The following is a 12,007-nucleotide window of genomic DNA, read 5'->3' as shown; positions in this document are numbered from 1 at the left end:
TGCAATGAATATCGCTGCAACACAAGCAATGTCGGGCAGGGACGGCTACCTGTTCACCCGCGGGCAGGCCTGGTTCGCCTTTGCCATGACAGTCGCCCTGATGATGTTCGACTACATCGATCGACAGGTCATCGTGTCGCTCTTCCCGTACCTGAAGAGCGAATGGAGCCTCTCCGACAAGCAACTCGGCGGACTTGTCTCGGCGGTGTCGGTCACGGTTGCGCTGGCCGGCATTCCGGTCGCTTTGTTCGCCGACCGCGCCAGCCGCGTCAAGAGCGTGGTTGTCATGGCCACCATCTGGAGCCTGGCATCCATCTCCTGCATGTTCACCCGCAGCTACGGCACCTTGCTCGCGGCACGTGCAACGGTCGGCCTGGGCGAAGCGGGCTACGGCTCCGTCGGCGCCGCGTTGATCGCCAGCCACTTTCCGTCGCGGCTTCGCGGCGCGGTCCTCGCCGGCTTCTTCGCTTCGGCTTCGGTGGGCTCCGTTCTGGGTGTGATGCTGGGTGGCGTCATTGCCGCCCATTTCGGGTGGAAGGCTGCATTCGGTGCTGTCGGCATTCCTGGGCTGATCCTTGCGCTGCTGTACCTGAAGGTGCGCGACTACCCGACAGTCAAGCTCACCGCGCGGCTCGACCAGGCGACCAGCTCGGCGCGCAATACGGCCAGTGCCATCATGCATGCGCTCGTTCGCTCGCGCACCATGCTCTGGCTGTGCATCGCCGCTCCTTTGCAACTGATTGCGGTCTCGGCGATCTGGTCATGGCTGCCGAGCTTCCTGAACCGGGTTCATGGCATGGCGCCGGAACAGGCCGCCATCAAGGCTTCGCTGGTCGTTCTCTGCGGCGCATTGGGAAGTGTGGTCTGGGGCGCCGTGGTCGACTACTCGGGGCGTCGTCGCCCGAAGTTCAAGCTGTACTCGACGGCGCTGCTGTGCGTCGCTTCCATGGTCGTGCTGATGTTGGCCTTCGGCGCTTCGAGCATCGGCGTTCAGCTCACTGCCAGTGCGCAGTTCGGCGTGCTTGCCTTTGGGGGCTTTCTGATGACCTGCACCGTCGGCCCTGTGGCTGCCGCAGTGATCGAAGTGATCCATCCTGGCATTCGCGCAACCGGCGCTTCGGTGCTCTCGCTTTTCCAGAACCTGTTCGGCCTGGCCCTGGGGCCGCTCATTGCAGGCTTCCTGTCAGATGCGTGGTCGCTGGAGCGGGCGCTGATGGTCGTGCCGCTCTTCAGCCTGCTGGCTGCCGCAGCGCTCCTGATTGCAGCGCGCACCTACGAGAGCGATCTGCAGCGTGCGGGAGAGGCAGCCGAGCACGAGGCGCGAGCCGACTCCGTCGCCCCCGGGCGCCAGGCAATGGCTTGAGCGGACCGCTCCATCCAATGAATTCGACGAATTGAAAGAGAAGACATCCATGAACGGATTGATGATGGAGCAGCCGCTGCTGATTTCCACGCTCCTGACGCACGCGGAACGCCATCATGGCGAGCAGGAGATCGTGTCGCGGCGCGTGGAGGGCGATGTTCACCGCTACACGTATCGCGATCTGGCCGAGCGCTCACGGCGTCTTGCCGGTGCTTTGGCCGCGCGCGGCGTTGCGTTCGGCAACCGCGTCGGCACACTGGCGTGGAACGGCTACCGCCACATGGAGCTTTACTACGCAGTCTCGGGTTCGGGTGCCGTGCTGCACACGCTGAACCCCCGCCTGCATCCCGATCAGGTGACGTGGATCGCAGACCACGCCGAAGACCAGATCCTGTTCTTCGACCTGACCTTTCTGCCGCTGGTGGAGGCGATCGCGTCCAATGTATCGACGATCAAGGCTTTCGTCGCGATGACCGACCGGGCGCACATGCCTGCATCGTCCAAGGTGCCGAATCTGCTGTGCTACGAAGAGCTGGTCGAGGCGCATTCGCCTGAATTCGATTGGCCTGTGTTCGACGAAAAGTCTGCTTCGTCGCTGTGCTACACGTCAGGCACGACCGGCAATCCAAAGGGCGCGCTCTACAGCCACCGCTCGACCCTGCTGCACACCTATGCGGCCGCTTTACCGGATGCGCTGAACTGCTCCGCCAACGACGTCATCCTGCCGGTCGTCCCGATGTTCCACGTCAACGCGTGGGGTCTGCCGTACGCCGCTTGCATGGTCGGCGCGAAGCTGGTGTTTCCGGGCCCATGGCTCGACGGGAAATCGCTGCACAACCTCTTTGAAAGCGAAGGCGTCACTGTCTCCGCTGGCGTGCCCACCGTCTGGCAAGGCCTGTTGACGCACGTCGAAGGCAACGGACTCGAATTCAGCACCATGCGCCGCACCATCATCGGCGGCTCGGCGTGCCCGCCCGCGATGATGCGCACCTTCCAGGAACGCTACGACGTCAAGGTCTTGCACGCCTGGGGCATGACCGAGATGAGCCCGGTGGGTACCGTCTGCACGCTCAAGCCACGCCAACAGGGTCTCGATGCCGAGGCGCGTCTCGCCATCCAGGCCAAGCAGGGGAGGCCGGTGTTCGGCGTCGACATGAAGATCGTCGGCGAAGACGGTGCCGAGCTGCCGCACGACGGCGTCACCGCCGGCGAGCTGATGGTGCGTGGTCCGTGGATCATCTCCGACTACTTCAAGGGCGAGGGCGATGCTCCTCTGGTCGACGGCTGGTTCCCCACGGGCGATGTCTCCACGATCGACGCCGAGGGCTTCATGCAGATCACCGACCGCAGCAAGGACGTGATCAAGTCCGGCGGCGAGTGGATCGGCTCGATCGACCTCGAAAACATCGCGATGGCACACCCTTCAGTGGCGCTCGCGGCTTGCATTGCGGCCCGTCACTCCAAATGGGACGAGCGCCCGCTGCTCGTGGTGACGCGCAAGCCGGGTGAGTCCGTCACGCGCGATGAACTTCTCTCCTTCTATGACGGGCGAATCGCCAAATGGTGGACGCCGGACGACGTGGTCTTCGTCGACAGCATTCCGCTGGGGCCGACTGGCAAGGTGCAGAAGAACAAGCTGCGCGACGTTTTCCAGAACCACCTGCTCGCACAAGCCTGACAACCCAATGATCACGACCTTCGCGGCCTTGCCGACTCGCGGCCGCACGCTCTTTCCTGGCGTACTTGCCAGCCTGGTTGTGGCGATCGCCGCGACTTCGCTTTCGCAGCACTATGGCGCGCCCGTCATGCTGTTCGCGCTGATTCTCGGCATGGCGATGAACTTCCTCTCGAGCGACGGCGCCTGCGCGGCCGGCATCGGGTTCACTGCGCGCGAAGTGCTGCGCTGCGGGGTCGCGCTGCTGGGGTTTCGCATCACCATGGGCCAGGTCGCAGCGCTAGGTTGGCATCCGGTGCTGCTGGTGGTCATCTGCGTCGTGGTCACCATTTCCGTTTCGATGATTGCCGCGAAGTTGCTCGGATTCCAGAGCCTGTTCGGCTTGCTCACCGGTGGCGCAACCGCCATCTGCGGCGCTTCGGCCGCGTTGGCACTTGCAGCCGCACTGCCTGCCCATCCGGGCAAGGAGCGCGCAACGCTGTTCACGGTCATAGGCGTATCGGCGCTGTCGACGCTGGCGATGGTCGTCTACCCCCTGCTGGCGCATCTGCTTGGACTGGACCCGCGCGCGGCCGGGATTTTCCTCGGCGGCACCATCCATGACGTGGCGCAAGTCGTCGGGGCGGGCTACAGCATGTCGCGCGAGACCGGCGACGTGGCGACCCTCGTCAAGCTCATGCGGGTGGCCATGCTGCTGCCGGTGATCGCTTTTGCCGTGATGTGTACACGCGCTGGCGGCAAAGGCGCCGGCGGACCCCGGCCACCGTTGCTCCCGTGGTTCGCGGTGGCATTTGCGGTGCTGCTCGCGATCAACAGCACCGGATGGGTTCCGGCCGGCCTGACCAAGCTGGGCACCGACCTTTCGCAATGGTGTCTGGTGACATCGATGGCTGCGATCGGCATGAAGACGCAATTGCGCGAGCTGGCGACGGTGGGCCTCAAACCGGTGGCGCTGATGGTCGGTGAGACTGTGTTTCTCATCGGACTCGTCCTTGCGATGATGCACTGGTTGTCCTGAACGGCGCTTTGCGATGAACTGACAATCGTCAATACGTGCATCTGCGGCGGAATCATAATTTTTTGCTGGGCTCGTAACCAGAAGGCAGAAAGGAACGTCCATGATGATGAAGCTCCACGCGTTGCCGGCTTCATGTTCAGTTGCTTCCGCCGGCCTCATGGTCTCGGGTCTGGACTGAGGCTCGACGGAACGGCCGATCACAGAATGCCACCCCTTCGCATCAGACCAGGACGGGCGGCGCTGCTGACGGCGATGTTCGTCCTGGCCTTTGCGCGCGCGGCGCTGGCGCAGCAAGACCCTGCGATCCCCGCTTTCAAGACGGTCGATTCGATGGAAGCGCGGGTCCAAGGCTGCGTCACCTGTCACGGCCAGAGCGGACAAGGCACCAGCAACCCGTACTTTCCGCGCATCGCGGGCAAGCCTGCGGCCTATCTCTACAACCAACTGGTCGCCTTCCGTGACGGCAAGCGGGTCTATCCGCCGATGAACTACCTGGTGGCTTATCTGCCGGACGCCTATCTGCGGGAGATCGCCGAGCACTTCGCCAAGCAGCGTCCCGCGTTTGAAGCCAATCTGCCGCCTACGGGGCCGGATTCGGTGATCAAGCGCGGCGCGACGATCGCCGTCGCGGGCGATGCGAGCAAGCAGATACCGCCCTGCATTTCATGCCACGGCCCCGGACTCACCGGGATGGAGCCGGGCATCCCGGGGCTGGTGGGATTGCGTTCGTCCTACATCGTTGCGCAGCTCACGCGGTGGCGCACGGGCAACCGGCAGGCCGCGCAGCCCGATTGCATGAAGCGCATCGCCGACCGGATGTCCGAAGCGGATGTGTACGCGGTGGCGACCTGGCTGTCGAGCCAGGACCCGCCGCACGATCCTTCTCCCGCGTCCTCCAACCTCCAGCGCATGCCCTTGTCATGCGGCAGCCAGATGTAGGCGTCATGCGCAGAGGAACACGCAACCTCCTTCTCGCCGGACTTGTGGTCGTCGCGGTGCTCGTCGCCGGCTTCTTCTACTTCATGCCCGGATACCTTCCGGAGGAGCCGGGGAAGGTCGAAGTGAGCGCGACGACGCAGACGATCAACAAGGGCGAATATCTGGCACGCGCCGGAGATTGCATCGCCTGCCACACCGCACCCGGGGGCAAGGAATTCGCGGGCGGACGCGCGATGGCGACCCCCTTTGGCAGTCTCTATGTTCCCAATGTGACTCCCGACGACGAGACCGGCATCGGCCGTTGGACCTCCGAGGACTTCTACCGGATGATGCATCAGGGTGTCTCGCGAGACGGTTCGCTGATGTACCCGGTGATGCCTTTTGCGTCGTACAGCAAGGTCACGCGCGAGGACTCGGACGCCATCTACGCCTACATGATGTCCGTGCCGCCGGTCAGCCAGAAGAATCGGCCCCATGAATTGAAGTTCCCGTTCAATCAGCGCGACCTGCTGATCGGCTGGCGAGCGCTCTACTTCAAGCAGGGCGAATACGCGCCCGACAAGAGCAAGTCGGCGCAGTGGAATCGAGGCGCCTATCTGGTCGAAGGCCTCGGGCATTGCGCCATGTGCCACACGGCAATCAACAAGCTTGGCGGCTCGAAGACATCGCAGGAGTTCGAAGGCGGGATGATCCCGAATCAGAACTGGTATGCGCCGTCCCTCACTTCCAACCGCGAGGCGGGACTCGGCAACTGGAACCTGAAGGAAATCGGCGATCTGCTGCAGGCCGGCATTTCGGATCGCGCCACTGTCTACGGGCCCATGGCAGAGGTGGTCTACAACAGCCTCCAATACCTCTCCGACGCGGATGTCGAGGCGATGGCGGTCTATTTGAAGGAGCTTCCACAGCGGGACTCCGAACCACCGCCGCCGAGCAGTGCGCGGCTGGTCAGTCCGAACGTGATGGAGCTCGGACGCAAGATCTATGCGACGCAATGCGTCATGTGCCACGGCGAGGAAGGCAAGGGACATCCGCCGCAGTTTCCGCCGCTCGCCGGCAATCAGTCGATCACGATGAGCTCCCCGGTCAACTCGATCCGCATGGTGCTGAACGGCGGCTATGCGCCCGGCACGAAGCGCAACCCGAAGCCCCACGGTATGCCGCCTTTCTCGCACATCCTCAATGACGACGAGGTGGCGGCGGTCGTCACCTATGTCCGCGTCGCCTGGGAGAACAGCGGAACGCCGGTGACCGCCGCCAGCGTGAGCGAATTGCGAACGCTCGTTCCCGAATAGCAGCAAGGAAGGTCCGCGCCATGGCCACCGCAACTCCCGACGATCTTCCAACTGCCGTCGAAGCCGCCGAGTTGGCGCGAGAGCAGGCGCGAGAAGAAGCGCGCATCGACGAGATCGTCTCTCTCGGACCAGCGGGCACGTTCGCCGTCGTCGGAGTCGCCACCTTCATCGTCGTCGCGATCGTGTTCCTCTTCTACTTCCTGGTCTTCGTGCCGCGAGGAGTGATCCAGTGACATCGACAAACGCCGACGTGTCGCGCGCATCCGAAGCCGTCGCGGCAGGGGCGGAAAGGCGCTGGGCGATCGTCGTGATGATCATCATCGCGCTGCTGCTCGCGATGATGATCATCACCGGACTGCATTGGGCGTCGATGCCGCCGTCGCGGGTGGAGACGATCGATCCGCGCACGCTGCACGTCTCGGGCGAGTTCGTCGAAAACAACCTGGGCACCACCGTCGACGCAAATGGCAAGGTCGTGGTCAGGCTCGTCGCACAGCAGTATTCGTTCGAGCCTCAATGCCTGGTCGTTCCGGCCGGTGTGCCGGTCACCTTTCGCGCGACCAGCGCCGATGCCGTCCACGGCTTCATCGTCGACAAGACGAACGCCAATGTGATGCTGATTCCGGGGTTTATCGCCACCTTCACCGCGACTTTCGAGAAGACTGGCGACCGCCTGATGCCCTGCCATGAGTATTGCGGCACGGGCCACGAGGCGATGTGGGGCCGCGTGCAGGTGCTGCCCGCCGATGAATTCCTCGCCAATGCCAAAGGCGCAGAGAGGATGAGCTGTGTTCCTCGCTAGAAAACTCGTCCTCGCGCACTTCTGGGTGGCCTTCATCGCATTCGGCGCGGCCATCGTGTTGGGCGAATGGCAGATGTTCGTGCGCAGCCCGCTCAGTGCGTGGGTGGGCGACCCGGAACATTACTACCGCTCCGTGACCGCGCACGGCACGGTGATGGGCTATGTCCTCCCGACCCTGGTGGCGATGGGCTTCGGCTATGCGATCAGCGAACTCGCGCTGAAGCAGCCGCTGATTGGCCTGCGCTGGGCATGGGCCGGCTTCTGGCTCGTGGTCGTTGGCACGGTCATGGCTGCCACGCCGGTCGCGCTGGGCCTTGCATCGGTGCTCTACACCTTCTATCCGCCCATGATCGCCAGCCCGTTCTACTACCTTGGCATCGTGCTGGTGGTGGTCGGCTCGTGGATCTGGGTGGCGCTCATGTCGATCAACCTGAGCGCATGGAAGAAAAAGAATGCCGGCTCGGCTGTGCCGCTGGCGATGTTCGGCAACGTCGCCGGTGCCTATTTGTGGGCGTGGACATCGGTGGGCGCCGCCCTCGAGATCCTGCTTTTGATCTTGCCGGCTTCAGTGGGCCTGACGGACACCATCAACGCCGGCCTGGCACGCGTCTTCTTCTCATGGACGCTGCACGCCATCGTGTACTTCTGGCTGATGCCAGCCTACATCGCGTTCTACACGATCGTGCCTCGCGCCATTGGCGGGCGCCTTTACAGCGACACGATGGGGCGCGTCGCCTTCGTGCTCTTCCTTGTGTTCTCGATGCCCATCGGCATTCATCACCTCTTCGCCGATCCGCAGGTGGGCGCAGGGTTCAAGTTCGTGCACGCAGCTTTCACGGCGATGGTGGCCGTGCCCACCTTTCTCACTGTTTTCACCATCGTCGCGTCGGTCGAGATCGCGGCGCGCTTGCGCGGGGGGAGGGGGGCTTTCGGATGGGTGAAGGCCTTGCCATGGGGCAATCCGATGATGCTGGCCGTCGCTTTCTCGTTCGTCATGTTGGGCCTGGGCGGTGCGGGCGGGCTCATCAACATGAGCTTTCAACTCAACGAGGCGATCCACAACACGCAGTGGGTGACGGGGCACTTTCACCTGATCTTTGCGGGCGCGATCGTCATCATGTACTTCGTGGTCGCCTATGACCTGTGGCCGCAGCTCACCGGCTGCAAGCCGCTGCCCGCCGGCCTTATGCGGACTCAACTCTGGCTCTGGTTCGTCGGAATGATGGTGATGACGCTGCCCTGGCATTGGGTCGGATTGCTCGGACAGCCGCGGCGCATGGCGTACTTCGACTTCTCGAACCCCGCGCTCAGCAACCAGGGCTGGACGCTTGTGGCGGGGACTCTTGGAGGCCTGCTGCTGGTGGTGTCCGCGCTGCTTTTCATCTTCATCCTGGCGCGTGCGGGCAAGAGCGAAGCGGTGCCCGCGCCCTACAGGTTCAGCACGCCAATCCATATGCCTGCGACCATCCCGGTCGCTTTGAACGGCTTTGCGCTCTGGGTCGTGCTGATGATCGCTCTCACGGTCGTGAACTACGGTTTTCCCATTGCGCAGTTGGCCTCGCTCGAGAATGCCTCTGTGCCTGTCATTCCCATCGGAGGGCGGTGATGCAGCAAGCCAGCCTGTTCGCATGGAGCAACCGATGGTTTCGATGGAGCCTGGTCGGCATCATCGCGCTCACCGCGGCGACGCTGCTGGTCGGGTTCGTCTGGCTGCCGTCCAGACATGGCGACTTCACTGCCAAGAGCCTCTGGGACAGCATCTGCCGAGCGGCGGGCGTACCCAGCGAATGGACGACCGCTGGTGAATGGCCAAAGCCGGGCACGGGCACCACCCGCGTCGTATTGACGAACGCGATGGGCCGCTCCGGCGCTGGCGACGCGACTGGCCGCGGCGCGACGATCGCGATCCAGCAATGCAGCATGTGCCATGGCGCGCAGGGCATGAGCGATGGCGGCTCGCCCAATCTCGCCGGACAGTATCCTGAAGTCATCATCAAGCAACTTCATGACTACAAGCGCGGCGACCGGAGCAGCGCGTTCATGCAGACCATCGCCAACAGGCTGTCGGAGCGGGACATCCAGGACGTCGCCGCCTATTACGATTCGCTTCCGAAGGCGCGCGCCGCCCTCGTGCGGCCTGACGAACCCGATGCGCCCGCGCTGGTGCGCGTCGGCGACCCGCTCAGGAACATCGTGCCCTGTGTCGCGTGTCATGGCGGCATTGACCACAAACTGGGCGCGCCGTGGCTGGAAGGCATGCCCAAGGAGTACCTCCTGAAAGAGCTCAAGGCCTTTGCGGCGGGCGATCGCCGCAACGACAGCTTCGGACAGATGCGCAACATGGTGCGGCCTTTGACAGCGCAGGAGCTCGACAGCGTCGCGGACTTCTATGCACGGCGCGAACCCGTGCGCGAAGCCAGGTGAAGGACCAGTCCGGGACGCCTTCCGCTATGCGATCGCGACCGTCCGCGTCTCGCCAAGCAGGGTAGAGGTGGCACGCGGGCGCAGCAGGAAGTGAGACAACGCCGGAATCAGCAGCACCGCACCGACCATGTTCCAGATGAACATGAAAGCCAGCAGGATGCCCATGTCCGCCTGGAACTTGATCGGGGACAGTGCCCAGGTGAGCACGCCCGCCGCGAGCGTGACACCGACCAGCACGACCACCTTGCCCGTGAACTGCAAAGCATCGCGGTAAGCCTGCGCCTGCGTTGCGCCGGCGCGCTGGCGGGCAAGCTGCACGCTCAGCAGGTACAACGCGTAGTCCACGCCGATGCCCACGCCGAGTGCAATCACCGGCAGGGTCGCCACTTTGACGCCGATGCCCAGGCAGACCATCAGCGCTTCGCACAAGACCGACGTGATCACCAGCGGAACCACCGCCACTACCACGGCGCGCCAACTGCGGAAGGTGATGAAGCACAGCACGATGACTGCCGCGTAGACCAGCATCAGCATCTGCGTCCAGGCTTTGTGGACGACGATGTTGGTGGCCGACTCGATGCCGGCGCCGCCCGCTGCCAGCAGGAACTTGCGATCGCCATTGCTGTGTGCGTCAGCGAAGGCGGCGCTGGCCTGCACCACCCGATCGAGCGTTTCCGCGCGATGGTCCGCCAGGTAGGCGATCACCGGCATCACAGAGCACTCGGTATTGAAGAGTTCCGGGTTGTTCACGCTGGCCTGTTGCGCACCGTAGTTCAGCACGTCCTGGTTGCGGGCGATGGTCAGCCACTTGGGGCTGCCTTCGTTGCTGCCGGCGGTGATCTGGCGCACGGCGTTGGCCAGCGACATCGTGGTCTGCACGCCGGGTACCTGCTGGAGCGCCCAGGCGAGGCGGTCGGCTTCGATGAGCGTTTCGTACTTCAGGCAGCCTTCCTTGGCGGTCTTGACGATCACCGCGAAGGTGTCGCTGGAGAGCGAATAGTTGGAAGTGATGAAGGCGTTGTCGCGGTTGTAGCGGGAGTCCGGCCGCAGTTCGGGCGCTCCGGGGTCGAGGTCGCCGATCTTGAGATGGGTACTTACCGCCAGGCCGACGGCCAGCAGCACCGCGGCCGAGATGACGGTGCCGAGCGCCCAGCGCCGCTCGGTGAACCGGTCGAGCCATGCATAGACGGGGCTGGCTCCGCTCGTTGTCTCGTCCAGTTCGGCGCGCAGGCTGCGCTGCGCAGCCTTGGCGCTGACGCCGATGTACGACAGCAGCACCGGCAGCAGGATCAGGTTGGTCACGATCAGCACGGCCACGCCGATGCTCGCGGTGAGCGCCAGGTCCTTGATGACGGGGATGTCGATCATCATCAGCACGGCGAAGCCGACAGCGTCGGCCACCAGCGCCGTCAAGCCAGCAAGGAACAGGCGCCTGAAGGTGAAGCGCGCAGCAACCAGCCGGTGCGCGCCGCGGCCGATGTCCTGCATGATCCCGTTCATCTTCTGCGCGCCGTGCGACACGCCGATCGCGAAGACGAGAAAGGGCACGAGGATGGAATAGGGGTCCAGCTCGAAGCCGAGCCCGGCCACCAGCCCAAGTTGCCAGACCACCGCCACCAGCGAGCACGCGACGACCAGCGTCGTGCTTCGAACACAGCGCGTGTAGAAGAAGATGATGAGCGTTGCCACCAGTGCGGCCAATGCGAAGTACAGCGCCACCTGGTAGAGGCCGTCGATCAGGTCTCCGACGAGTTTGGCGAAGCCGATGCTGTGCACGCGGATGCCCGTCGGCTGGCCTTGCGCATCGGTCTCGTAGCGCGCGCGCATCTGTTCGAGCGTGTGCGACAGGCCGCGATAGTCAAGCCGCTTGCCCGGCGTCGCTTCCTGGTCCAGCAGCGGCACGACGATCATGCTCGACTTGAAGTCATTGCCCACGAGGCTGCCCACCAGCCCGGCGCGTGCGATGTTGCCGCGCAGCTTTTCTGTGGAGACCTGCGAGCCGTCGTAGTTGTCTGGCATGACCGGGCCGCCCTGGAAGCCTTCCTCGGTCACCTCAGTCCAGCGCACGGCCGGTGCCCAGAGCGACTTCATCCACGCGCGGTCGACGCCGGGCGTCAGAAAGAGATCGTCCTGGATCTTCTTGAGCGCGGCGAGGTACTTCGGGTCGTAGATATCGCCCTGGGTGTTCTCCACCACGATGCGCAGGGAGTTGCCCAGCCCGCGCAGTTCGGTGCGGTTGTCGAGGTAGTTCTGGATGTAGGGATGGCCCTGCGGCAGCATCTTCTCGAAGCTGGCGTTGAGCGTCAGCCGCGTCACGGCCATGAAACCCAGCAGCAGTGTGATCAGGCCGCAGGCGACCATCACGGCGAAGCGGTGATTGAAGATCAGGCGCTCGAGCGGGGAGCCAGAGCGTGTGTCGAATTGCTCGAGCGAGCTCGGCGCGGAGATGTCCGCGGAGATAGGGGTGTGCATGTGCGAGATCCCGCTGCCG

Annotated in this window: 10 protein-coding genes; 9 read left to right on the top strand and 1 reads right to left on the bottom strand. The window is 64.1% G+C overall.

The window, feature by feature from the left end:
• The first annotated feature begins 4 nt into the window (after positions 1-4).
• The 9 genes from AC1DEK_RS17435 (at position 5) to AC1DEK_RS17395 (ending at position 9,516) form a co-directional block, all read left to right on the top strand.
• Complete coding sequence (locus tag AC1DEK_RS17435) at positions 5-1,363, top strand: MFS transporter (protein WP_478126523.1); 1,359 nt, start codon at positions 5-7, stop codon at positions 1,361-1,363.
• 49 nt (positions 1,364-1,412) lie between these two features.
• Positions 1,413-3,041, top strand: a complete 1,629-nt coding sequence (locus AC1DEK_RS17430; RefSeq protein ID WP_478126522.1) for a 3-(methylthio)propionyl-CoA ligase — start codon at positions 1,413-1,415, stop codon at positions 3,039-3,041.
• A gap of 7 nt (positions 3,042-3,048) precedes the next feature.
• A complete protein-coding gene (locus AC1DEK_RS17425) occupies positions 3,049-4,056 on the top strand; it encodes a YeiH family protein (RefSeq protein WP_478126521.1) in 1,008 nt (335 codons plus the stop codon).
• Positions 4,057-4,308: 252 nt separating this feature from the next.
• Positions 4,309-4,995 (top strand): c-type cytochrome, encoded by a 687-nt coding sequence (locus AC1DEK_RS17420; RefSeq protein ID WP_478126749.1) that lies wholly within the window; start codon positions 4,309-4,311, stop codon positions 4,993-4,995.
• Between the two features lie 83 nt (positions 4,996-5,078).
• Positions 5,079-6,290: a c-type cytochrome gene (locus AC1DEK_RS17415; RefSeq protein WP_478126748.1), complete on the top strand. Its 1,212-nt coding sequence runs from the start codon at positions 5,079-5,081 to the stop codon at positions 6,288-6,290.
• Positions 6,291-6,310: 20 nt separating this feature from the next.
• Positions 6,311-6,523, top strand: coding sequence for a hypothetical protein (locus AC1DEK_RS17410; RefSeq protein ID WP_478126520.1), 213 nt, complete (start codon positions 6,311-6,313; stop codon positions 6,521-6,523).
• Complete coding sequence (locus AC1DEK_RS17405) at positions 6,520-7,092, top strand: cupredoxin domain-containing protein (protein ID WP_478126519.1); 573 nt, start codon at positions 6,520-6,522, stop codon at positions 7,090-7,092. Before AC1DEK_RS17410 ends, AC1DEK_RS17405 begins: the two co-directional genes overlap by 4 nt.
• Positions 7,079-8,698 (top strand): cbb3-type cytochrome c oxidase subunit I, encoded by a 1,620-nt coding sequence (locus tag AC1DEK_RS17400; RefSeq protein WP_478126518.1) that lies wholly within the window; start codon positions 7,079-7,081, stop codon positions 8,696-8,698. The genes AC1DEK_RS17405 and AC1DEK_RS17400 overlap by 14 nt, the downstream gene beginning before the upstream one ends.
• Positions 8,698-9,516, top strand: a complete 819-nt coding sequence (locus AC1DEK_RS17395; RefSeq protein ID WP_478126517.1) for a c-type cytochrome — start codon at positions 8,698-8,700, stop codon at positions 9,514-9,516. The genes AC1DEK_RS17400 and AC1DEK_RS17395 overlap by 1 nt, the downstream gene beginning before the upstream one ends.
• Before the next feature lie 24 nt (positions 9,517-9,540).
• Here the strand turns inward: AC1DEK_RS17395 and AC1DEK_RS17390 are convergent, their stop codons facing one another.
• Positions 9,541-11,988, bottom strand: a complete 2,448-nt coding sequence (locus tag AC1DEK_RS17390; protein ID WP_478126516.1) for an efflux RND transporter permease subunit — start codon at positions 11,986-11,988, stop codon at positions 9,541-9,543.
• Between the last annotated feature and the right edge of the window lie 19 nt (positions 11,989-12,007).

It is taken from the genome of Variovorax sp. 10N420, from assembly GCF_056394705.1.
This window is presented reverse-complemented; position numbering and strand designations above follow the sequence as displayed.

Bases quoted from the DNA above. Each gene is read 5' to 3' on its own strand.
- AC1DEK_RS17390 (WP_478126516.1), bottom strand. From the start codon at position 11,988: ATGCACACCCCTATCTCCGCGGACATCTCCGCGCCGAGCTCGCTCGAG.
- AC1DEK_RS17410 (WP_478126520.1), top strand. From the start codon at position 6,311: ATGGCCACCGCAACTCCCGACGATCTTCCAACTGCCGTCGAAGCCGCC.
- AC1DEK_RS17435 (WP_478126523.1), top strand. From the start codon at position 5: ATGAATATCGCTGCAACACAAGCAATGTCGGGCAGGGACGGCTACCTG.
- AC1DEK_RS17420 (WP_478126749.1), top strand. From the start codon at position 4,309: ATGTTCGTCCTGGCCTTTGCGCGCGCGGCGCTGGCGCAGCAAGACCCT.
- AC1DEK_RS17425 (WP_478126521.1), top strand. From the start codon at position 3,049: ATGATCACGACCTTCGCGGCCTTGCCGACTCGCGGCCGCACGCTCTTT.
- AC1DEK_RS17430 (WP_478126522.1), top strand. From the start codon at position 1,413: ATGAACGGATTGATGATGGAGCAGCCGCTGCTGATTTCCACGCTCCTG.
- AC1DEK_RS17415 (WP_478126748.1), top strand. From the start codon at position 5,079: ATGCCCGGATACCTTCCGGAGGAGCCGGGGAAGGTCGAAGTGAGCGCG.
- AC1DEK_RS17395 (WP_478126517.1), top strand. From the start codon at position 8,698: ATGCAGCAAGCCAGCCTGTTCGCATGGAGCAACCGATGGTTTCGATGG.